This window comes from Dyadobacter flavalbus (assembly GCF_006149045.1).
Classification (GTDB): Bacteria; Bacteroidota; Bacteroidia; order Cytophagales; family Spirosomataceae; genus Dyadobacter; species Dyadobacter flavalbus.
In genome coordinates this window covers 465,534-488,135 of record NZ_VBSN01000027.1, presented here as the reverse complement: position 1 = coordinate 488,135, position 22,602 = coordinate 465,534, and the positions used below count along the sequence as shown (strand labels likewise).

At 45.1% G+C, this 22,602-nt stretch carries 17 protein-coding genes and 2 tRNA genes; 15 read left to right on the top strand and 4 right to left on the bottom strand.

All coding sequences use genetic code 11. The features are described 5' to 3' along the window. Positions 1-283: 283 nt before the first annotated feature. The 3 genes from FEM33_RS07325 (at position 284) to FEM33_RS07315 (ending at position 2,914) form a co-directional block, all read left to right on the top strand. Positions 284-1,279, top strand: a complete 996-nt coding sequence (locus FEM33_RS07325; RefSeq protein WP_139011415.1) for a TolB family protein — start codon at positions 284-286, stop codon at positions 1,277-1,279. Between the two features lie 288 nt (positions 1,280-1,567). Then, entirely contained in the window at positions 1,568-2,332 is a 765-nt protein-coding gene (gene map / locus FEM33_RS07320; protein ID WP_139011414.1) for a type I methionyl aminopeptidase, read from the top strand. 165 nt (positions 2,333-2,497) lie between these two features. Beyond that, entirely contained in the window at positions 2,498-2,914 is a 417-nt protein-coding gene (locus FEM33_RS07315; protein WP_139011413.1) for a helix-turn-helix domain-containing protein, read from the top strand. 470 nt (positions 2,915-3,384) lie between these two features. On the opposite strand, the gene FEM33_RS07310 is transcribed toward FEM33_RS07315, so the two are convergent. The 3 genes from FEM33_RS07310 to FEM33_RS07300 all read right to left on the bottom strand — a co-directional run bounded on the left by FEM33_RS07310 (position 3,385) and on the right by FEM33_RS07300 (position 4,982). After that, positions 3,385-3,458: transfer RNA gene (locus FEM33_RS07310), tRNA-Arg, on the bottom strand. Positions 3,459-3,546: 88 nt separating this feature from the next. Beyond that, positions 3,547-4,323 carry an enoyl-CoA hydratase/isomerase family protein gene (locus tag FEM33_RS07305; RefSeq protein WP_139011412.1) on the bottom strand — a complete coding sequence of 259 codons (777 nt, stop codon included), beginning with the start codon at positions 4,321-4,323 and terminating at the stop codon, positions 3,547-3,549. Positions 4,324-4,343: 20 nt separating this feature from the next. Then, positions 4,344-4,982 carry a hypothetical protein gene (locus FEM33_RS07300; RefSeq protein WP_139011411.1) on the bottom strand — a complete coding sequence of 213 codons (639 nt, stop codon included), beginning with the start codon at positions 4,980-4,982 and terminating at the stop codon, positions 4,344-4,346. Between the two features lie 195 nt (positions 4,983-5,177). Here FEM33_RS07300 and asnS point away from each other — a divergent pair, with 195 nt between their 5' ends. From asnS to FEM33_RS07275, 5 genes are all read left to right on the top strand, one after another. Further along, entirely contained in the window at positions 5,178-6,614 is a 1,437-nt protein-coding gene (asnS, locus tag FEM33_RS07295) for an asparagine--tRNA ligase (RefSeq protein WP_139011798.1), read from the top strand. A 67-nt stretch (positions 6,615-6,681) separates the two neighbouring features. Next, positions 6,682-7,821, top strand: a complete 1,140-nt coding sequence (locus tag FEM33_RS07290; protein ID WP_139011410.1) for a T9SS type A sorting domain-containing protein — start codon at positions 6,682-6,684, stop codon at positions 7,819-7,821. A 93-nt stretch (positions 7,822-7,914) separates the two neighbouring features. Continuing rightward, complete coding sequence (locus tag FEM33_RS07285) at positions 7,915-9,126, top strand: serine hydrolase domain-containing protein (protein WP_139011409.1); 1,212 nt, start codon at positions 7,915-7,917, stop codon at positions 9,124-9,126. Positions 9,127-9,189: 63 nt separating this feature from the next. Further along, on the top strand, positions 9,190-11,139 hold the full coding sequence (nuoL, locus tag FEM33_RS07280; protein ID WP_139011408.1) for an NADH-quinone oxidoreductase subunit L: 1,950 nt from the start codon (positions 9,190-9,192) through the stop codon (positions 11,137-11,139). 36 nt (positions 11,140-11,175) lie between these two features. Next, the gene (locus FEM33_RS07275) at positions 11,176-12,843 is read left to right on the top strand and encodes a complex I subunit 4 family protein (protein ID WP_139011407.1); all 1,668 of its coding nucleotides are present in this window, start codon (positions 11,176-11,178) and stop codon (positions 12,841-12,843) included. A gap of 15 nt (positions 12,844-12,858) precedes the next feature. Here FEM33_RS07275 and FEM33_RS07270 read toward each other — a convergent pair whose 3' ends face one another. Next, positions 12,859-13,266 carry a hypothetical protein gene (locus FEM33_RS07270; RefSeq protein WP_139011406.1) on the bottom strand — a complete coding sequence of 136 codons (408 nt, stop codon included), beginning with the start codon at positions 13,264-13,266 and terminating at the stop codon, positions 12,859-12,861. Between the two features lie 232 nt (positions 13,267-13,498). Between FEM33_RS07270 and FEM33_RS07265 the strand changes: the two genes are divergently transcribed. The 7 genes from FEM33_RS07265 to FEM33_RS07235 all read left to right on the top strand — a co-directional run bounded on the left by FEM33_RS07265 (position 13,499) and on the right by FEM33_RS07235 (position 22,488). Continuing rightward, on the top strand, positions 13,499-14,614 hold the full coding sequence (locus FEM33_RS07265; RefSeq protein WP_139011405.1) for an acyltransferase family protein: 1,116 nt from the start codon (positions 13,499-13,501) through the stop codon (positions 14,612-14,614). 38 nt (positions 14,615-14,652) lie between these two features. Then, complete coding sequence (locus FEM33_RS07260) at positions 14,653-15,360, top strand: ATP-binding cassette domain-containing protein (protein ID WP_139011404.1); 708 nt, start codon at positions 14,653-14,655, stop codon at positions 15,358-15,360. A gap of 180 nt (positions 15,361-15,540) precedes the next feature. Then, the gene (locus tag FEM33_RS07255; RefSeq protein ID WP_139011403.1) at positions 15,541-18,603 is read left to right on the top strand and encodes a serine hydrolase domain-containing protein; all 3,063 of its coding nucleotides are present in this window, start codon (positions 15,541-15,543) and stop codon (positions 18,601-18,603) included. A gap of 76 nt (positions 18,604-18,679) precedes the next feature. Next, positions 18,680-21,109 (top strand): Ig-like domain-containing protein, encoded by a 2,430-nt coding sequence (locus FEM33_RS07250; protein ID WP_139011402.1) that lies wholly within the window; start codon positions 18,680-18,682, stop codon positions 21,107-21,109. 82 nt (positions 21,110-21,191) lie between these two features. Then, positions 21,192-21,644: a nucleoside deaminase gene (locus FEM33_RS07245; RefSeq protein ID WP_139011401.1), complete on the top strand. Its 453-nt coding sequence runs from the start codon at positions 21,192-21,194 to the stop codon at positions 21,642-21,644. A gap of 61 nt (positions 21,645-21,705) precedes the next feature. Further along, complete coding sequence (locus FEM33_RS07240) at positions 21,706-22,314, top strand: superoxide dismutase (RefSeq protein ID WP_139011400.1); 609 nt, start codon at positions 21,706-21,708, stop codon at positions 22,312-22,314. Positions 22,315-22,412: 98 nt separating this feature from the next. Then, a tRNA-His gene (locus FEM33_RS07235) sits at positions 22,413-22,488 on the top strand. Positions 22,489-22,602 lie beyond the last annotated feature (114 nt).

The following is a 22,602-nucleotide window of genomic DNA, read 5'->3' as shown; positions in this document are numbered from 1 at the left end:
GTTACGAAATACATAATTACTTATCTCTGAGCAAGCATTTACAGGGTAAATGAAATAGACTATAAAAACTTATTAAACGGTAAAATAAATGGTGTGCGTTAAAATTAATTCACGTCATTTACCTAAGAATATATCACTATTATAGATTACATTTTACAGTCGTAATTAATGTTAAACTATAAAATATGCGCATTGACTAATATCGGAAAATAGGCGGAAGTGACCTTTCTAAAAACAACCAAACAACCAATTCAGGAGTCTTCTGCAAAAGAAACGATCTGAAATGAAGAAATTGATAGTTATGGCGCTGGCGCTTCAGAGCTGCTGGCCAATTGTGAGCAAAAAAGACGGTGACTTTCTGGAAGAAGTAGTCAGTCTGAACGAGTTCAATTCGGAGTCTGATGATTACAATTCAGACTTGCATTATAACAAATCCGGATACACGTATCTGACATTTTCTTCCAAAAGAGACAGGAAAGACGTTTTTAACCTTGTCCATCTTAAAGCGGTATTTACATATGACAAACAACTGGGCATAGAGATGTACAAGTCTGGCGGATGGCAGGGCACGCTGTTTGCCGACTACGGTGGCCTGGAAGGCATGATCAACCGCGCGAACGGCAATTTCAACGTATATGGACCCAAGACTTTGCTTTTTGACCGGGATATTCAGGGTATTACAACGGAAAAAAATTTTTTTCTGTTTTATGCCGACGATTCCAAAGGTGACATGCAGATCAAATACATGCGGAACAGCAGTAAAGGCATCGAAGGACCTTATGATTTTGACATTCTGAATTCTTCCAAGGATGATGGTTATCCCAGTTTTTCCTATCTCGGAGATAAAATATATTTCAGCTCAAACCGCGACGGCAACTTCGACATTTACGAGCTCAGCATTCTAAGAACAGAAAGTGAGCAGGTCACACCTGAAAGCCTTCTTCATCCCAAAACCTATAAACTGCGTAAAGTGGAAGAGTTGTCGAGTCCGTACGATGATAAGTGTCCTTCCTTTTATGACGGAACAATGGTTTTTGTGTCGGACAGGCCCGGCGGCGAAGGTGGTCAGGACATTTATTATGCCACTTTTCAAAACGGAAAGTGGGGCACGCCTGTGAATGCTGGAAAACGGATCAATACTCCCCACAATGAATACCGGCCCATTTTACCAGTAATGGATAACTTCAATTATCATCTGATGATTTTCTCGTCAGACAGGCCGGGCGGCAAAGGGGGCTATGACCTTTACATGACGGGGCTGATGAAAAAGTGGTATTAGCCATTAAAAAATCATTTCTGTTCGTCTGAACTGCATTGCCGGAATTCTTGCGCATTACGGTTCCGATGATTTATCAATAGAGCGCAGAAATTTCGTGTTCAGAACTCCTGATTTTGGATTTGGCTTGTCTTCAATCTACTCTGTAATACATGGCGAGCCAGGACTCGCAAACAGGCAAAAGAGAAAAATGCGTATTTTTGCAAAATCAAAACATCCTTGTCAGGTAACCGTTACTTTCGGGTACTTTGGCATAAAGATGTTCAGCTGTTCAACATTACGACCCGATTTATGTCCATTACAAAAGAGTCCGACTTAGCAGGAATGCAAAAAGCAAGTGAGGCGGTAGCATACACTTTGAAGAAAATGACAGACTACGCCCAGCCTGGAATGACGACAAAAGAGCTTGACGAGTATGGTGCAAAATTACTGACTGAATTCGGTGCCAAATCAGCCCCTTTCACCACATACGGATTTCCCGGATGGACTTGCATCAGCGTGAATAATGAATTTTGCCATGGGATTCCTTCGGATAAAAGGAAATTGATGGAAGGCGATCTGGTTAATATTGACGTTTCGGCAGAGCTGAACGGATTCTGGGCCGATAATGGCGGCTCGTTTGTACTTGGACAGGATATCAATCATCATCAGAAGCTTGTCAATGCATCCAGGGAAATTCTGATCAAGGCTATCAACCATATAAAAGGCGGTGTTAAAATAGCAGATATTGGTTATCTGATGGAGTCGGAGGCTAAAAAGCACGGCTTTAAAGTCATCAGGAACCTTGCAGGCCACGGCATCGGCAGAGGGCTTCATGAGCAGCCGGATGAATTGATGAACTTCAGAAACAAATCTGACCACAGGCGGTTCAAGAAAAACGCCGTTGTTGCGATTGAAACATTTATTTCAACAACATCATCTTTCGCAGCCCAGCTCAGCGACGGATGGACAATGGTAGGAAATAAAGGCGGATTTATGGCTCAGCACGAACATACAATAGTTGTAACCGATAAAGCACCGCTGATACTGACGGAAATGAACGGAATTTTCAACTGACGTTTTAACGAAGCTGTAAAATACAACCTATCGGACTTTGGTCAATGACAAAAGTTTAATTATAATGGAAACGTTTTCTGAACTGATTCCCAAAACATTCCGGATAACAGAGTCTGGAGTGTACTATTTATTTTTTGCATTCTTTTGTACGTAAAACCTTTCCGCATGACACATACTACCTCCAACTCAAAAATTCATGAAGGCCGCAATTTGAAACGTTTTCGAGAAATGCTCTCGATCAAGCAGGACGCATTGGCGTTTGAGCTTGGCGAAGATTGGAATCAGCAAAAAATATCTTTACTCGAACAAAAAGAAAAAATCGATTCTGAGCTTTTGGAGCAGGTTGCGGCAATTCTTAAAATTCCGGCTGAGGCAATTCGGAATTTTAATGAGGATCAGGCAATTACCGTTATTTCAAGCACATTCAATAACAATGCTGCTGTGGTAAATAACAATCCCGTTTTCCATCCGATTGAAAAGATTATTCAGCTTCACGAAGAGAAAGTTGCTTTATATGAACGGATGTTGAAGGAAAAGGATGATATGATGGTGCGGTTGGAGCGATTAACCGGAGAAAGATAAAGCCAGTCTGGCACAAAATAGATTAGCGGAGCCATCAGTTTATCGCAAGATGCATTGTCCAACATTATCCGGCTCCGGCGGAGCCGCCTGTAAGCACGCGATTAATCAGTAGGCCCCACCAAGGCCAAAGCAATGGATTCGTTCTTTTACCTTTTCTACAAGCAGCAAGCCACTCTGCGGCTGAAAAAAGGATTGGGCATTAGGCTTGTTTCATAAAATACCGGTATAAATGGCCTTGAACTCGATATAAGAACCACAAGCAGAGAAAAAACACTGTTATCAAAGGAACATATAAACGCCATATTCAATAGGTCCCTTTTTTTAACAAGATTTACAAAATACGGCTTTTATACTTCTTTTACTTGTAAGTAATTTACCGAAGGAACAGTTGTTTGCTAAACCCCTGATTTATAATCAGGTAGTCAAAACATAACAAAAAAGCGCCAGTCTTGCGAAAGGCGCTTTGCTTGTGGTCTCGTAGGGATTCGAACCCCAAACCTCCTGATCCGTAGTCAGGTGCTCTATCCAATTGAGCTACGAAACCATTTCCGAATTGGACTGCAAAGATATTGAATGCTTTCTTTCAGTCCAAATTCTTGACGTTAAAAATGTCAATAAAGTTCTGAATCATTTCATTTACCTTGAAAATCAGGCTTTTTCTTTTGAAGAAAAGAAGAAATTCCTTCCGTTGCATCATGACTTTTCAACAGTTTTTCCTGATGAATCATTTCCAGCTGCTGCATTTGCGACAAATCGGAATGAAAAGACTGGTTAAAAACCTGCTTGATGGCGCCAATGGCCAAAGTCGGTGCGGTGCTGTAATATGCAGCTGCTTCTGCTACATTTTTGTCAAGGTCAATAGCTGGAACGGAGCTGTAAATCAACCCGATGCTCGCTGCTTCCGGTGCATAAATGCGGCGTCCCGTAGTCGCCAGTTCAAAAGCCCGCGCCATGCCGACCAGTCTGGGCAAAAAGAAAGTCGCGCCTGCATCCGGCATCAAACCAATCTGTACAAAAAGCAGGCTTAAATATGCCTCTTCACTCGCAATAACCATATCACACGCCAGTGCCAGGGAACATCCGGCTCCGACTGCCAGCCCATTGAGCCTGCAAATGACCGGCTTTGGAATGTTACGAATGGCATTGATCAGCGGATTGTAATAATCATTCAGGATTTCTCCGGCACTTTTGTCAGACTCCGACGCTTCTTTCAGGTCCGCTCCCGAACAGAATGCTTTGCCTTCACCGGTTAAGATCAGTACTCTGACGGAATTGTCATCTGCGGCTGCCTGCACTGCATTGGTGATCTCAGTCAGCAGTTGAGCATTTAGCGCATTATAAACCTGCGGACGGTTCAGTGTAATGGTTGCAATGCCGTTTTTACTTTCAGATAAAAGGTTCTGATACATAACCGTATGAGGTGTTTATATCAAAAGAAATAATAAACAGTTATACTACTCACCAGAATCCCGCAAAGAAACCCGGCCAAAATCTGCTTCGGTGTGTGTGCATTCAGATGCAGCCGTGCGCTCAGCAGCCAGCCGCCGCATAGAATGGCAATCAACAACGGATTGAGAAGCCCGTTTTCGCCCGAACGCACAAGCAATCCGGAAAGCATCCCGATTGCTCCGCCGACCCCGATGGCATGCGCGCTGATTTTCCAGAACAGACTGATGACGGTTACAAGAACCAGTGAAAGGGTTACGCTTCCAAGAATAATGGAAATCTGCGGCGCAAGTTCACTGACCGGCTGCAAGTGCCAGCCAAAAAGATAAGTGGCAATGGCATATATAAGGGTGCTCGCCAGATAAGGCAGGCGGCGTTCTGCAAGATCATCTACATGCAGGGAGCTGATCAGGCCCATTTTCTGAAAATAATAAATCACCACAGCCGGCGCAATAAACGTGTTCAGGAATAAAAGCAGTAAAATGCTGCCCAGAGCCGGAAACCCGAACGCACTGACACCTGCAAGTTCCGGTGTCAGGAAAAACAGGATTGCAAAAAGGTAAGTGGATAGGATCAGCGGATGAAACAGGACTGACAGGATAATGGCGATGCGGTTATTCAAAACAGGGATTCTTTAATGCAGGTTACAAGAAACAAAATTAAGCTGAAAACCAGACTCTGCAACGCACAGTTCCATCAGAAAAGTAAGTTCGTGTACCGGAATAGGTTTTCGTGGCGTAATTTGTAATTTTGCGCCTTGTTCGGGAAGCCGGATAAAGTAAAATAAACAGGAAATCACAGCTTGAATCAGATTAAAATGGGACCGTTGCAGATCAAAGAACTATTAAACACTTCTCCTGAGAAACAAACCGTTACGCTAAAAGGATGGGTAAGGACAAAACGTGAAAGCAAAAACGCAATTTTTATTGCACTTAATGACGGTTCGACCATTCATAATATACAGGCAGTAGCCGAGCCGGGCCAGTTTTCTGCGGAATTGCTGCAAACAGTTACAACCGGTTCCTGTCTGAAAATAACAGGCCAGCTTGTGGAATCGCTTGGCTCCGGCCAGACGGTGGAAGTCAAAATTGACGATATTCTGGTTTACGGAACTGCCGATCCTGATACTTATCCTTTGCAGCCTAAAAGACATTCACTCGAATTTTTACGGGAAATCGCACATTTGCGTCCGCGTACCAATACGTTCAGCGCGATTCTGCGGATACGTCATGCACTGGCTTTTGCTGTTCACCAGTACTTCAATGACGGAGGTTTTTTCTATCTGCATACGCCCGTTATTACGGCGTCCGATGCAGAAGGCGCAGGAGAAATGTTCCGGGTTACAACGCTGGACCTGAACAAACTGCCGAGAACGGAAGAGGGAAATATCAACTTCAAGGAAGATTTTTTCGGCCGTGAAGCAAACCTGACAGTTTCCGGACAGCTTGAAGGCGAACTTGGTGCCATGGCACTTTCCAAAATATATACGTTCGGGCCCACTTTCCGCGCAGAAAATTCCAATACAACCCGGCACCTGGCCGAATTCTGGATGATTGAGCCGGAAATGGCTTTCTTTGAACTCGAAGACAACATGGATCTTGCCGAGGATTTTGTAAAAAAGGTGATTACTTATGCTTTGACAAACTGCAAGGATGATCTGAACTTTTTACAAAACCGCTTGGCCGAAGAAGAAAAAAGCAAGCCCCAGAATGAACGTTCGCTTCCTTTGCTTGAAAAACTGAGCTTTGTTGTGGACAATCCGTTCGAACGGCTGACTTATACTGAAGCCATTGAAATCTTGCTTAAATCAAAACCGCATAAGGAAAAGAAATTCCAGTATCCGGTCGGCTGGGGAATTGACCTTTCCAGCGAGCACGAAAGGTATCTTGTTGAAAAACACTTTAAAAAACCCGTTATCCTGACGAATTACCCGAGAGAAATCAAGTCATTTTACATGAAACTGGACGATGACGGAAAAACGGTACGTGCCATGGACGTCTTGTTTCCGGGAATCGGCGAAATTATCGGCGGCAGCCAGCGGGAGGAAAATTATGAAAAACTGCTTGGAAGAGTGCATGAAGTAGGCATTGATCCGCAAAATCTGTGGTGGTACCTGGAAACGCGCAAGTTCGGAACAGCACCGCATTCCGGTTTCGGGCTTGGATTTGAGCGTCTGGTGCAGTTTGTGACAGGCATGGGAAATATCCGCGACGTGATCCCGTTCCCGCGTTACCCGAAAAGCGCTGAATTCTGATTTTGTTACCTTTTTGAAATTTTACGTATTGATAGTGTAAATCATGTGAGTTCTAAAAGACACACTTTTGAAAAAGCACTTCAATATCTTAAGAGACAGTACTTTGCTGATTTTGTCAGCGGTACTGTCTTTTGTTTTTACAGCTCATGCGCAGGAGAATTTTCAGGTAAAATGGACGATGGATTATACGCAGGCAGGCGTTTCCAGTCATGCGAATTTTACGCCTGCCAATGCCAAGCTTGCCGGCGGCGCCAATACGTATGCGTTGCCAAGTATTTACGCAACAGATAAAGCGATTGTAGCGGCTTATATCGTAAGACCGTGGCCGGCTGCAAATTCAGGTTCGAGGTACATGGAATTTACATTTACTGCCAATTCCTTCAAATACAACATCACGTCCATTGCATTTCGCCTCCGAAGGTCGGATACCGGGCCGAAACAGATCAGAATGCGTACAAGCCTCGATGGTTTCACTTCGGACCTGACGGCGGCTTCCCTGCCGAATTTCAATATTTTTTATCCTTTCAGCCAGCCTGTCACTTTTAACAACCTGACTGAAAGTACTTTTTCAGTCAGAATTTACGGCTACAATGCAAGCCATATTACATTTGGTGTTTTATGGTTTGACGAAATCATTATAAACGGTCAAGTTTTACCAATTATTCTTCCCGTCGATTTTACCAGTTTCAAGGCGGTTTCGGATGAAGGAAAGGTGAAGCTTTCCTGGGAAACGGCTTGGGAAAAGAACAGCAAATCTTTTATCGTCGAACGCAGTTCGGATATGAAGGAATTTTTTCCCATTGCCCATATGGATGCAGCGGGCATTGCTTCCGGTCGCACGCAATATACTTTTACAGATAACGGGCCTCTGCCGGGAACGGCATATTACCGCCTGCGCATGACGGATATGAACAATGATTTTTCCTTTTCAAAAACGCTGGACATAACTGCATTTCCGGACCAGATTTTGCTTGCCGCATCACCGAATCCGGCTGCGCCGGACAGGATTCGGCTGTACGCGCCGCATGTGGATCCTGAGTTTCTGATCCTTACTAACGCTTCGGGTAAAAAAATCCCTTTTCACATTCAGGCGGATTCCAGCAACTTCATCAACCTGTTTCCTTTACAGCTTCTTCCGTCCGGATTATACGTTTTGACTTACGAAAAAAACGCGCGTAAAGAACATGTGAAAGTGTTAGTTCCATAATTTAATGTGCTTAATTTGTATTGCAGAAGATAAGAAATGCCTGTGATTTATTTGTCAGCATAGCAACGTATGAAATTTAATGGCCAAAAGCCTATGTTAAAAAAAGTGCAGCCGAAGGTTTGGTGGATAGCGGTGGGAGCTGTTCTGATTTTTCTGATTTCCTGGGGCCTTGTCAGGAAAACAAAGTCTACACCGGGCGAAAGAGTCGTTGACGGAAAAGTGATTTCTGTACTTGATCCCGTTCCGTTGAAAAATCCGGATGCAGCAACCGCGCTTAAAGTATCCAGGATTGAAGATATATTCCGCAGGAAAAAGAATGCCGGCTTCAACGGAAATGTGCTGATTGTCCAGAAAGGGAAAATTCTTTACCAGAATTCTTTCGGCTATGCGCATATAAAGGAAAAGGACTCACTGAACAGCAATTCAAGGTTTCAGCTTGCTTCCCTTTCCAAACCGTTTACGGCTGTTGCCATGCTCAAACTGGTGCAGGAAGGACGTGTAAGTCTGGACGATTCCATTCAGCGGTTTTTTCCTGATTTCCCCTACCACGGCGTAAAAGTGGACATGCTTTTAAGTCACCGCAGCGGGCTTCCGAATTACATCTATTCATTTAACGACAGCGTACGGCACGGAAAAAAATATCCTGACAACCTCGATATCATGGATTGGTACGCCAAAGTAGTGCCTACGCCGGCGCCTTATAACCGTCCCGGAAGATCATTCAATTACTGCAATACCAATTATTGTGTGCTGGCGGCAATCGTTGAAAAAGTGACCGGCGACGATTTTGGAAAATATCTTTCCAGTGAAATCCTGCTGCCGCTCGGCATGATGAATACCTTTCTGGTGACCGATACGACCGAAGCCTCCATGCAAAACCGTACCGCCGGGCATCAGTACGGCCGCCGGCTTGAAAAAGATTATTACGACGACGTTGTGGGCGACAAAGGTTTGTATTCGACAACGGGCGATATTTATCGTTTTTACAACGGATTGATGCAAGGGCTGCTGCTTGATAAAAAACTGCTTGATGAGGCTTTCAAGCCAAGAAGTTTTGAACGTGCCGGCATACGCAATTACGGATATGGTTTCCGGATGCACATCAAAGAAGACAATACTCCTCGTTTTATTTATCATGGCGGCTGGTGGAAAGGGTATAATACGATGCTCTGGGTTTGTCCGGAAGATGAAGCCGTGATTATTGTTCTGGGCAATACTTACAACCGCTCGACTTACGATTTAAAAGAAATTCTTCAGGTCATTCATGGCCCTTCCAAAATGGAAGATATTGAGAAAGAGATCTAGCATTGTTTGAATTCGAACACGAATTCAGGATATTTGCCGGAAACAAACGAATTCCAGTTCCTCATGCCCGATTCCGCATACCTTTTACCTGCTTTTCTGCTGTTGGGGCTGCCGTTTCTGGTTTTCATATTATTATGGCTTGGAGGTAAAAATATTAACAAGCTTGCCGGCTGGATCGGGGCACTTGTTACAGCCGCAGGTTTGATCATCAGTCTGAAATATGCAGATCCGGAAATGCTTCATATTGTCCGGTTCAACTGGATTGCGATCGGCAATACTTCCATTGAAATTTCCTTCCGCTTCGATACGCTTACATGCATCATGCTGCTGGTCGTGCATTTGGTTGCGTTGCTTGTTCAGCTGTATTCCATGGCTTATCTGCACGATGACGAAAATCTGAACCGGTATTTTGCATTTATCCAGCTGTTTCTTTTTTCCATGATTGGGATTGTGCTGGCGGAAAGTCTGCTTGTCATGTACATATTCTGGGAACTCGTGGGCCTGTCTTCTTACCTGCTGATCGGTTTCTGGTATTTCAGGCCGCGTGCGGTATGGGCTGCGCAAAAGGCTTTTGTACTGAACCGGATCGGCGACGCTGCATTTCTGACGGGAATTTTAATGCTGTTTTATTACGTTGGAACTTCTGATCTTGAAGTACTTTCCCTGGAAACCGGTTCAATCAGTCCGGGTATTTTAACAGCAATCGGTTTGTGCCTTTTCGGAGGCTGCATGGGAAAATCGGCGCAGTTTCCTCTTTCGGGCTGGCTGCCCGATGCCATGGAAGGTCCTACGCCCGTTTCCGCACTGATCCATGCGGCTACCATGGTTGCAGCGGGTATTTTTTTACTGGCCAGAATTTCCTTTTTGCTTACGCCGGACGCACGGCTGGTTATTGCGATCATAGGAACCATCACCATGCTCACAGGAGCCATTAAAGCAACCCGTGAGTGGGATATCAAAAGGGTTCTTGCCTATTCAACCATGTCGCAGCTCGGATTGATGGTAATTGCGGCAGGGTTCGGAAGCTGGCAGACGGCTTTTTTCCATTTGACCACACATGCATTTTTCAAAGCGGGCCTGTTTCTTTCTGCGGGTTCAGTCATTCATGCCGTAACGCCTTCCGAAAAGGATAAACCTTTTGATCCGCAGGATATGCGTACAATGGGCGGATTGCGCAAAGCATTGCCGATTACTTTTATCTGTTTTACAATCTGTGCGGCAGCATTGGCCGGACTTCCTTTTTTCTCAGGTTTTTTGTCAAAAGATGCGGTTATTTCAGCAGGATTTTTGTGGGCTGCTGAACATGGAGCCCTATATTACATTTTTCCGGTTGTCATTATCCTGTCTGCCGGTTTGACGGCTTATTACATGACAAGGCAAGTCTGGCTGGTTTTCTTTGGTGAAAAAAGATACTCATCCTTTGTTCATCCGCATGAATCGCCGGCATTGATGTGGCTGCCGATGGCCGTACTTTCCGCATTGTCGTTATTCATCTGGTTTTCGTGGAACCCGTTTAATGCATCGGGCTGGTTTTTGTCATTTGTCGGCTATGCGGAATCGGTTCATTTGGTATGGGTTCCGGTTATTGCAGGCCTTGTCACTTTCCTGTCCATTTTCCTGGCTTACAGAGAAGTTAAAAGCAATGATCCATTTTATGTAAAGACAGCTTTAACCGATAGTGCTTCAAAAACTGGCTGGAACTGGCTCAGGGATTATTCCAATGAGCATTTCTTCATCATTCCATTTTCATGGATTACAAAGTGGCTGAAAGTGTTCGATAAAAATTACATTGATGCATGGGTCAATTCTGTTGCAAAAGCAAGTGTGATTTTCGGGCATATCATAAGCTGGATTGACAGAAATCTTGTTGACGGCATTGTGAATTCCGTTGTATATATTATTCGCTTGGCAGGACAGGCTGCCCGGAGTATACAAAACGGAAAAATCCAGTCTTATTACATTGTAACGGCAGCAGGCGTATTTTTACTGATATTGTGGCTGGTTGTCATGTAAATGCTGCATTTGCCCGGCTATTTAACCTAATTTTTGATGATTGACCATATACTCACCTTATTAATTGCAATTCCATTACTGGGCGCGGCGGCAGTAGCTGTCTGGCCATCTCACCGCCCTGAAAATTACCGGATCATTGCCCTTGTTGCGCTTGTACTGGAAGTGCTGGTTTCTGTTTATCTGTATTTGTCTTTCAATAATAAAAATCCCGGTTATCAGCTGAGTGAAGTTTCGGACTGGATAACACTGCCGGTGGGTTCGCTGGGAATTGTTTCCATTGATTATGCGCTGGCCGTGGACGGAATCAGTTTCCCGTTGGTTCTGCTGGCGGTAGTCGTTCTTTTTGCGGGCGTTATCAGTTCATGGAATATCATGCAGAAAACAAGGGCTTATTTTGCGCTGTACCTGCTGCTCACCGGAAGTGTAATCGGCTGTTTTCTTGCGCAGGATTTTTTCCTGTTTTATCTGTTTTTTGAATTTATGCTGTTGCCGATGTATTTTCTCATCGGCTTGTGGGGCGGACCAAAAAGGGAATATGCGGCTCTGAAATTTTTTATTTACACTTTTTTCGGATCGCTGCTCATTCTGATTGTGATGATCTGCCTGTATCTTTCGGTCATTGATCCGCTGGAAACAGCGCGGGTCGTGGGCATACTTGGCATGGAAGATGCCGTTCATCCCGACCTTATTCCGCAGATTCAGCAATGGCTTGTTGACGGCAAAATTGCTCCCGAGCAACTCGTGCACACCTTTCGTTTCGCGTTTCTTGCTGATCCCGGAAACTACATTCCCGGCTCATTGCTGGACGCGGCTTCACAATATCTGATCGGAAACATGCCGGTTCGTTTGCTTGCATTCTGGTTTCTGTTCATCGGATTTGCTGTAAAATTACCCGTTGTACCGGTGCATACCTGGTTGCCGGATGCACACGTGGAAGCTCCGACACCCGTTTCTGTTGTACTGGCCGGCATCCTTCTGAAAATCGGGGGCTACGGATTCATCCGGATTGTGGACGGGTTTTTCCCGGTTGAAGCGCAATACAACATGATCCCGCTTTCGGTACTGGGCATGATTTCCATTGTTTACGGCGGCTTCAATGCATTGGGTCAAAGTGATCTGAAAAAAATGATTGCGTACTCTTCCGTTTCGCATATGGGTTTTGTGCTGCTGGGAATTTCGGCGCTTACGGCAGAAGGAATTAACGGCGCTATTTATCAGATGGTCAGTCACGGCGTGTTATCTGCCATGCTTTTCCTGCTTACCGGCGTGATATACGACAGAACGCATGACCGCAACATTGATCATTACCGCGGACTGATCGGCGTCATGCCGCGTTTTACGATTATTACCGGCATTGCGTTTTTTGCATCGCTCGGGCTTCCCGGCTTTTCGGGCTTTGTAGGCGAGCTTTTTACGCTGATGGGCGCATTTCAGTCCAATGCGCTGCCTGTATGGATACCGGCGCTGTCGACGCTTGGGATTGTGCTTGCAGCGGCTTACTTTCTGTGGACATACCAGCGTATGTTTTTTGGGCAATTCTGGTATAAAAATGAAAACAGCCATGTCCTGACCGACCTTACCGTGCGTGAAACCGGGCTGCTTCTTCCGCTTGTATTCCTTACGGTTCTCCTCGGAATATTGCCGGGAATCCTGTTTGATATGACGGGGCCGACTGTGCAGGCATGGCTGGAAGGATTGAGATAAATCCTTGAAAAACCGTTATTTTCCGAACAGCTGATCAAAGCTGAACCTTCCTTTTTTGGACAGGGATTCCAGTTTTTGCTGCTGTTCTGCGGTCAGGACCTCGATCATTTCCTGCCTTTTTTCTTCTGCCAGCCGTTTGCGGTCACGGCGTTTGGCATCGTCATTTCTGGAAAGCTTTCTTTCCATGCGGGCATATCTCCGGTCAATTTTTTTAAGCTGTTTCTGCTGACGCTTCGACAAGTCGAGTTCTTCCGAGAAACGGCTCATGTTTTTTTCCGGCCTGCGGTTGTTCAGCTTGCTGTTTACGGCCGTTTCTTCCGTACGGTACGTTTCATCATCATCATTGCGCGAAGTATTGGAAGTTGCACAGCTGGTGAAACAAAGTGCTGCGAACAGAAAATACAGCATCAGGGATTTTTTCATGGAGTAAAATCTTTTTGTAAAGAAATAATGGACCCTTATAACGCAGGCAGGCTTTTGAGAAATATATATTCTTTCATTATCCATAAGATTAATATGTTTATTTAAATAAATGTACTTTTGCGGGAAAGTATCAATAGGTTTTTTACCCAACTTTACTGTAATTTAGATTGGTTTTTATTTCATATTATGCCTCTTTTTCCAAATTTTATTTCCCTATTCCCTTTTTTATCAAATGAAAGATAGTTCTACGTCGCACAGGCTGCTGTCACTCGACACGCTGCGTGGTTTTGATATGTTCTGGATTTCAGGCGGCGAAGAAGTCTTCGCAGTGCTTGCAAAAGTGACAGGCTGGTCCTGGGCCATTCTGATCGCGCATCAGTTGACGCATCCCGAGTGGAACGGCTTCCGCGCTTATGACCTTATCTTTCCTACTTTCCTGTTTATGGCGGGCGTTTCCACACCGTTTTCTCTCGGCAGCCGGCTGGACAAAGGCGTTCCCGCTTCCCAGCTCCTCCGGAAAGTAGTTCAGCGCGGCATTATTCTGGTCATTTTGGGTATTATCTATAACAACGGTATTTTCCAGACAGAATGGGAAAAAATGCGTTATCCGAGCGTTCTGGCCCGGATTGGTCTGGCGGGAATGTTTGCGCAGATTATTTACCTGTATACCGGAAAAAAAACAAGATGGATTTTGTTTGCAGTAATCTTGGTGACGTATTACCTGTTTATGAAATTTTATCCCGTTCCGGGATGCGGCGCCGGCCTGCTGACTATGGAATGCAACCCGGCCAGTTACATCGACAGAATGGTTATTCCCGGCCGTCTGCATCTTACAATCCACGATCCGGAAGGGCTTGTGTCTACTTTTCCAGCCATTGCAACGGGTTTGATGGGCATTTTTGCAGGAGAACTTCTGAGGGTCAATGATGAAATTATTCACCGGAACAATAAAGTCGTTTATCTCGTTGCTGCCGGTATTGTAAGCCTGCTGCTTTGCCTTGTTTGGGATTACTTTTTTCCCATCAACAAAAACCTCTGGACAAGCTCGTTTGTACTTTGTGCCGGCGGTTTCAGCACATTGCTGCTGGCTTTGTTTTACTGGTTTATCGATGTTCTCAATTTCCGTAAATGGACGTTGTTTTTTGTAGTGATCGGTATGAATTCCATTGTCATTTACATGATCGGCCGGTTTATCGATTTCTTTTATACCGCGCATGCATTGTTCGGGGGAATCCTGAGCTATTTTCCGGAGCCGGTTGAAGAAATGGGTGCCATTATCGCATTTATTATGGTTCAGTGGGCATTTATGTATCTGCTGTTCCGGAACAGGCTTTTCCTTAAAGTATAACCATATCAGGTTTTTCATCCCAAATCCACACATTAGAAATGTCCATTGAAGTTACCAATCTGGCCAAGGTTTACGGCAGTCAGCGCGCCGTTGACGGCATTTCATTTTCTTTGAAAAAAGGAGAAATTGTTGGTTTTCTGGGCCCGAACGGTGCCGGCAAATCCACAACCATGAAAATCCTGACGGGCTATCTCAAGGCTACGGAAGGCATTGCAAAAGTATCCGGCTTTGATGTTTTCAAAGAACCGATGCCGGCAAGAAGATCGATCGGATATTTGCCTGAACACAATCCGTTGTATACGGATATGTACGTAACGGAATTTCTTCTTTTTTCGGGAAAACTCTACGGAATGAAAGGTGCTTCGCTGCAATCGCGCGTGGAGGAAGTCATTGTCCTGTGCGGACTGGAAACGGAGAAACGCAAGAAAATCGGGCAGCTTTCCAAAGGTTACCGCCAGCGCGTCGGCTTGGCGCAGTCGTTTTTACACAATCCTTCGGTGCTGATCCTGGATGAGCCGACAACCGGGCTAGACCCCAATCAGATTCAGGAAATAAGAGATGTGATCCGTACGGCGGGCAAGGATAAAACGGTGCTTTTTTCCACGCATATCATGCAGGAAGTGGAAGCATTGTGCGACCGTGTGATCATTATCAATAAAGGGAAAGTAGTGAACGACAGCTCGCTGCAGGAACTGAGAAATACCGGAAATTCACTGGAAGAAATTTTCAGAAGGCTTACGAGCTAATGTATAGTTGCCAGTCAAATAATAAGTAAAGCAATTATTAGAATTGCCTTAAAACTACATTTATTTGGATTTAAAGATCACACAAAATTGTTATTTTTGTAACTATGGTTAAACCTGGATCTGTAATGCTGCATTCCGTTTATCTAAATTCTCCCTCTATAAAGTTCAGTGATTTTTAATATGAAAAATTGGTGGTTAAGCCGGTTTCGTGTTGTACTTAGCATAATTGTACTGGTTATTTTAAGCTCGGTGGTTTCCGTTGCGTGGAAACTTATGGCAGTCCGGAGCAGCTTTCTGGTAAAACCCGAAGTTGCTGTTGCCAAAAAGGTTGTTGCCAAAAAAGCCAGAAAAAGGCTGGACCCTGTTCTGGTGCTTCCTGAAAACGAATGGGTTGACAGCACATTGAACGCCCTTTCCATAGAGGAAAAAATCGGTCAGCTGTTTATGGTCGCTACTTTTTCCAACCGCGACGAATCGCATTACAAATATATCGACCGGCTGATCAATGAATATCATATCGGCGGCCTGATTTTCTTTCAGGGCGGGCCGGTAAGGCAGGCCCAGCTGACGAACCGGTATCAGTCGCAGACAAAAGTTCCTCTCTTCATCGGCATTGACGGGGAATGGGGACTTGGCATGCGGCTCGACAGTACGATTTCTTTTCCTAAACAAATGGTACTTGGTTCCATTCAGGACGATGCGCTTGTTTACAGAATGGGCACCGACATTGCAAAGCAATGCAGCCGTCTGGGAATCCAGATCAATTTTGCGCCGGTTTCGGACATCAACAGCAACCCGTCCAATCCGGTGATCGGTATACGTTCATTTGGTGAAGACCGGGAGAATGTAACGCGTAAAGCCGTTGCCTACATGAAAGGGATGCAGCATAATAGAGTTATTGCCACGGCCAAGCACTTTCCGGGACACGGCGATACGGATGCAGATTCTCATTTTACACTGCCCGTACTTACGCATTCTCCCGAGCAACTGACCGAAACCGATCTTTACCCCTACCGCGCCATGATCGCGGACAGTCTGATGGGTGTTCTGAGCGGACATTTATACATTCCTGCGCTGGACAGCACGCCTAATCTGGCAAGTTCGCTATCAGAAAAAGTCATTACGGGCCTTTTACGTAAAGATCTTGGTTTTCGCGGACTGGTTTTTACGGATGCCATGAATATGAAAGGTGTTTTGAAAACGGGCAAAGCTGCGGAAGTAAACCTGAAAGCGCTTATCGCGGGCAATGACGTATTGCTTTATCCCGAAAGTATTGCAGAAACGGTTGCAAAGATCAAAGACGCAATCAATCGCAGAATTATCAGCGAAAAAATTATTGATGACAAAGTAAAACGGATTCTGCAGGCCAAGTACTGGGCCGGATTGAGCGAGTACAAACCCGTTGATACCAACAATCTGTATGCAGACCTGAACAGTGAAGGAAGCAAGGAATTGTACCGGGAACTCTGTGAAGCATCTGTTACGGTAGTCCGGAATGACAATGATATGATCCCGATCGGCTCGGTTATGGATGATAAAATGGCTTCGGTGAGCATCGGAGAAGGAAGCAGCGCAGCATTTCAGAAAATGCTGTCCACTTACAAGCCCATGCGTTCCTATACTTTTTACGAAGGCCCGTCGTCACAGGAGCAGATCACTGAAATGCTCGGTTATCTGGAGCCTTACCATATGGTTATCGTAGATGTACACGGGATCGCATCCAATCCGCGGAGGAACTATGGCGTAACGGCTGAAATGGCGAATTTTGTCGGACAACTGAAAGAACGGAATAAAAAAGTAATTCTTTGCCTGTTCGGAACGCCTTACAGCATTCCGTTTTTTCCGCAGACCGACGTCCTCATCTGTGCAAACCAGGACGGAAAAGATCAGCAGGAAATTGTTCCGCAGATTATTTTTGGCGCGATGCGCTCGCAGGGCAAATTACCCGTTTCGGTTCTTTCCTATAAATCCGGAAGCGGCGTAAGCACGACAGCCATTAACCGGATCGCTTTCGGAACGCCGGAAAGTGTCGGAATGAATGGAGAGATGCTCAAAAAAATTGATGAAATTTCCAATGCGGCCGTCAGTAACCATGTATTTCCGGGTTGCGAAGTGCTGGTGGCCAGAAGAGGAAAAATCATTTATGACAAACAATTCGGCGGGCTGAATTACAGAACGCCGGAAAAAGTTACTTCCGAAACAATTTACGATCTTGCTTCGCTCACAAAAGTTTCCGCTACTTTGCAGGCAGTAATGCTTTTGTATGACCGGAAACAGATTGAGCTGGATCAGAAAGCCTCTTTTTACCTGCCGGAACTCGCCGGAACGAACAAGCAGAACTTCACAGTCCGTGACTTGCTTTTACACCGGTCGGGCCTGATTTCGTTTTATCCTTCGCTGTGGGAACGGACCAAAACGGGTGGCGGCGGATTGCTGCCCGAATATTACAGTTCCAAGTCCGACACGGCCTATTATCTTCAGGTTGCGCCAAAACTGTATGCAAAAGGCGCGTTACGTGATTCGGTATGGAAATGGGTTGTGGAATCGCCGATGAACAACAGAAGGGATCGGGCAGGCAGTTACGGTTATCTTTACAGCGACCTTGGTTTCCTGACCCTGCAAAAGATCGTGGAAAGAGTAAGCGGACAGCCGCTGGACATTTTTGTTTCTTCCAACATTTACGAGCCGCTCGGACTGGCTTATCTGGGTTTCAATCCACTGCATCGTTTTTCAGAGAAACAGATTGCGCCGACCGAGCAGGATTACCGTTTCCGCAGCCAGTTGCTTCAGGGAACTGTTCATGATCAGATGGCGGCCATTGTGGGCGGCGTCAGCGGACATGCGGGTTTGTTCGGTACGGCAAGAGACCTTGCGGTTCTTTTTCAGATGAACCTGTGGAAAGGAAGTTATGCCGGAAAAAGGTATTACGAAGCTGCAACAGTGCCATTCTTTTCAAGGATTTACGATGAATCGCACCATCGCGGACTGGGCTGGGACAAAGCGCCCGGCGACGGAAACAGTTCGTATGTGTCCCCGCAGGCTTCCATGAATTCCTTCGGCCATACCGGATTTACGGGTACAATGGTCTGGATGGATCCGGAAGAAGATCTGCTGTTCGTGTTTCTTTCCAACCGTGTAAATCCCGATGCTGAAAATACAAGTATTACTACGCAGCGTACGCGAAGAAAAATTCATGACATTGTTTATAGTTCACTGACGGAAAGGAAGAGCGAGCTCCCGTAATGGTTGGAAGTGTATTGGAAAAATATCTCTAACTTTACAGTTAAACTGGTAAGTGAAAAGATATATACACGATTTCATGAAAATAACATTTATTAGAAAAGGGTTCTTTACTTGCGTTGCGATTCTTTCAGCAGTAGTTTCATCCATAGCCCAAACCATTACTACCGGAACCGTAAGTCCGGCTACAATATGTGCCGGAAGTGAAATTTCAGTGCCTTTCACAACGACAGGAACCTTTGCAGCAGGAACTGTTTTTACCGTACAGCTTTCGGATGCAAAAGGCGCTTTTCCGGCAACGCCCGAGGAGCTGGGAATAGGAACCAAATCACCGATCAATGTGGATATTCCTGCTGATGCACCCGCAGGAACTGCCTATAAAGTAAGAGTTATCACCAAATCTCCTGCTGTAACCGGAAAAGCCAGTTCAAACTTGAACATAAACGCTTTATCAGCAGTGCCCGACCTGGTTTCAAAAGATGACTACTGTGTAGGCGAAAAAGCTTCTGCATTAATTGCCGATGGAACAGAAATTAACTGGTATGATGAAGACGGAAATAAACTTGCCAAAGCGCCGGTTCCTTCAACGGAGAAAGCAGGTGAGACCATTTACTTCATTACACAAACGGAGGCAAACAAGTGCGAAAGCCCGGTTTTAAAAGGAAAAATAACCATCACAGTCCATTCCTTACCAGCTAATTTACTTGTAATTTCCGATTCGGTTTGTCAGGACAGCAAAGCCAAGCCTTACACTTTTTCAACCAAACAGGCAGCCGGAAATAAGGTAAACTGGTACACTGCACTAACCGGCGGTTCAAACATCGACGCTCCTTCCATCAGCCTGAAAACAGCCGACGAATTTGTTTTTTACGCAACACAGGAAACCGCCAAAGGCTGCGAAAGTGCAAAGAGAACCGTTCAGAGAGTTGTTGTAAACGCCTTACCGGCTGCGCCTGTAATTGAAAAGTCTGTCATTGAATACTGCCAGTTTACACAGGCAAAGCCATTGACAGCCAAAGCACTTTCCAAAGCGACATTGAGCTGGTATGAAACGGACGAGACGGGAGCAGACGAACTGAAATCAGCCCCTGTTCCTTCAACAGCAGAAGGCGGAACTACTTCTTATTATGTAGCACAAACGCTTGAAGGATGCACAAGCAATCTGGCTAAAATTGATGTAAAAATCAATACGACCCCTAAGCCAAAAACGACTACTTACCTTGCATACTGCCAGAATGAAAATGCGCCGATTCTGGATGCAACCGGATCTGTTTTAAAATGGTACCGGGAAGCAAACAGCGGCGAATTCCAAGGCGTGCCGTTTACTCCGTTTACCGAGAAAGTACAGGATTATTCATTTTACGTCACACAGACAGGTGCAAACGGATGTGAAAGTCCTAAAGAAGAAATCAAGATCCACATCAAGCCATTGCCTTCTGCAACCATATCCGGAAATGCAAGCATTGATCTTGGCCAGACTGCATCAGTTACACTGAGATTTACAGGCGACGGACCGTGGATTTATGTATTATCAAATGGTACAACGGATACTACAAACGAGGCTACGCACACAATTACTGTTAAGCCAAGCATTACAACTACATATCTGGTTACAGAAGTTTCTAACGATTGCGGAAAAGGAATTCCGATCGGAAGCGCGCTTGTTACAGTAAAGGTTCCAATGATAAGCTCGGGAAATCCTTCTGTTTCGGCAGTTTGTTCGGGAAAAACCTTTAATGTGCCGTTTCAGCAATCCGGAGAATTTCCGGCAGAAAATAAATTCAGCGTACAGATTTCAGCAGTTAATGAAGACAGCAGATTTTATACTATTCCGTCGGTTGCAACTTCCAACGTTGTAACTGCGACATTGCCGGACACCACGGCGGGCGGACGATATTTTGTAAGAGTGATCAGTTCGGCAGCCAATGAGGATTTTATCGTAAAAGGAAATGTAAGTGCGATAACAATTACGGCCAATCCGTTGCCGGTTGCGACGTTGTCGGGAACACAATCCATTTTAGCTGGCCAGAGCGCAAACCTTAAAGTTATAACTACGGGCAACGCACCCTGGACATTTACCTTGAATGACGGAGCGAAAGATTCATTGATCACTGCGGCAGTAACGCCTTATAATTTCAGGGTTTCACCAAGAACAACGACATTTTATACCATCACAAAGGTTACAAATGCCTGTGGAACTGGCAAAGGTGCAGGCTCTGCCAGAATCCAGGTTGATCCGATTCTGGGCATTGAACCGCCTGTTAGCGCAGACTGGGTCAATGTATATCCTACCATTATTGCATCGCAGTGTACGGTGGAAGTTTCCGGGACCATTTCTGCAAAAGGAGCAAATGTGGAAATCATTGATCTGAACGGCCGCTCCAGAATGGTCAAAACAATACGGCAGAAAACAACGGAAATGGATTTTTCAGGCTTTCCTTCAGGATTGTATCTGCTGCGCATCCGGAACGGCAATCTTAATACTGTCAAACGTATTATGAAGCGCTGAAAGATTTCTTAATAATAAATCGGACGGGACATTTGTTGCAAGATATAAATGTCCCGTTTTCATGTTTACACAATTCTGAAAAATGAATATTCAGGCAGATATCCTTGACAATTTTTTTATGGCCGAGGCCATGCGCCAGGCACAACTCGCGTACGAAGAAGGTGAAATTCCGGTCGGAGCAATCGTTGTGATCGGAGAGCGCATCATCGGAAAAGGGTACAATCAGACGGAAAAACTCAACGACGTAACTGCACATGCCGAAATGCTTGCGATTACGGCCGCTTCGGACAATCTTGGCGGAAAATACCTGCAGGAATGTACATTGTATGTTACACTTGAACCTTGCGTCATGTGCGCAGGGGCACTTTACTGGACGCAGATGAAGAGAGTCGTATTTGGTGCTGTGGATGAAAAACGCGGTTATTCCAGACTTCGTGAGAATATCCTGCATCCGAAAACCATGCTGACACGCGGAATTCTTGCCGGGGAATCGCAGGAGCTGCTTCTTAAATTTTTTAGACAATTAAGAACATAAACCTTTTTTCTGCTGTTAGCCAACTGTTACGTATATTTTTCAAACATTAAACTACACTGAAATGGCATTTACACTTGATCCCTTACCTTATGCTAACAATGCATTGGAACCACATATTGATGCATTGACAATGGAAATACATCATGACCGTCATCATCAGGCTTATGTTACCAATTTGAATGCAGCGGTTGCAGGCACTGAACTGGAAGGTAAAAGCATAGAAGAACTGCTTGCCGGCATCAGCAAGGCACCAGCTCCGGTACGCAACAACGGAGGCGGCCACTGGAACCATTCATTCTTCTGGAAAAGCCTTTCTTCAAACGGCGGCGGAGAGCCAACGGGTGAACTGGCAAAAGCCATTGATTCCAAATTCGGTTCATTTTCAGCATTCAAAGATGAGTTCAAAAAAGCTGCGACCGGTCGTTTCGGTTCAGGCTGGGCGTGGTTAATCGTAAAAGACGGCGGTGAACTTGCCATCACATCAACACCAAATCAGGATAACCCTTTAATGGATATTGCAGAGGCAAAAGGCACTCCGGTCATCGGACTGGATGTTTGGGAACATGCATATTATCTGAAATATCAGAACAAGCGCCCGGATTATATCGATGCTTACTGGAACGTAGTAGACTGGAAAGCTGCTGACGCTCTTTATGTTGCATCGAAGTAAGCGTTAAAAGCTGAACAGCATGGTTTACAGCTTGCAAAAATATTTGAATAAAGTCATTGCAAGCTGTAAACCTTTTTATAAGTTTGTGTCCTCAAAACGGAGGTTGTAGCTCAGTTGGTTAGAGCGCCAGATTGTGGTTCTGGAGGTCGCGGGTTCGAGACCCGTCTCCCTCCCTTGAAAATAGTTCAAAGTCAAATAAGATGCCTGTAAATCAATGATTTGCGGGCATTTTTGTTTTTCAGATCCTATCAAAAAATGCAAAAATTCTCATGTTTTCAGTGAGTCTTT

Bases quoted from the DNA above. Each gene is read 5' to 3' on its own strand.
- FEM33_RS07325 (WP_139011415.1), top strand. From the start codon at position 284: ATGAAGAAATTGATAGTTATGGCGCTGGCGCTTCAGAGCTGCTGGCCA.
- map (WP_139011414.1), top strand. From the start codon at position 1,568: ATGTCCATTACAAAAGAGTCCGACTTAGCAGGAATGCAAAAAGCAAGT.
- FEM33_RS07315 (WP_139011413.1), top strand. From the start codon at position 2,498: ATGACACATACTACCTCCAACTCAAAAATTCATGAAGGCCGCAATTTG.
- FEM33_RS07305 (WP_139011412.1), bottom strand. From the start codon at position 4,323: ATGTATCAGAACCTTTTATCTGAAAGTAAAAACGGCATTGCAACCATT.
- asnS (WP_139011798.1), top strand. From the start codon at position 5,178: ATGGGACCGTTGCAGATCAAAGAACTATTAAACACTTCTCCTGAGAAA.
- FEM33_RS07285 (WP_139011409.1), top strand. From the start codon at position 7,915: ATGTTAAAAAAAGTGCAGCCGAAGGTTTGGTGGATAGCGGTGGGAGCT.
- nuoL (WP_139011408.1), top strand. From the start codon at position 9,190: ATGCCCGATTCCGCATACCTTTTACCTGCTTTTCTGCTGTTGGGGCTG.
- FEM33_RS07275 (WP_139011407.1), top strand. From the start codon at position 11,176: ATGATTGACCATATACTCACCTTATTAATTGCAATTCCATTACTGGGC.
- FEM33_RS07270 (WP_139011406.1), bottom strand. From the start codon at position 13,266: ATGAAAAAATCCCTGATGCTGTATTTTCTGTTCGCAGCACTTTGTTTC.
- FEM33_RS07265 (WP_139011405.1), top strand. From the start codon at position 13,499: ATGAAAGATAGTTCTACGTCGCACAGGCTGCTGTCACTCGACACGCTG.
- FEM33_RS07260 (WP_139011404.1), top strand. From the start codon at position 14,653: ATGTCCATTGAAGTTACCAATCTGGCCAAGGTTTACGGCAGTCAGCGC.
- FEM33_RS07255 (WP_139011403.1), top strand. From the start codon at position 15,541: ATGAAAAATTGGTGGTTAAGCCGGTTTCGTGTTGTACTTAGCATAATT.
- FEM33_RS07250 (WP_139011402.1), top strand. From the start codon at position 18,680: ATGAAAATAACATTTATTAGAAAAGGGTTCTTTACTTGCGTTGCGATT.
- FEM33_RS07245 (WP_139011401.1), top strand. From the start codon at position 21,192: ATGAATATTCAGGCAGATATCCTTGACAATTTTTTTATGGCCGAGGCC.
- FEM33_RS07240 (WP_139011400.1), top strand. From the start codon at position 21,706: ATGGCATTTACACTTGATCCCTTACCTTATGCTAACAATGCATTGGAA.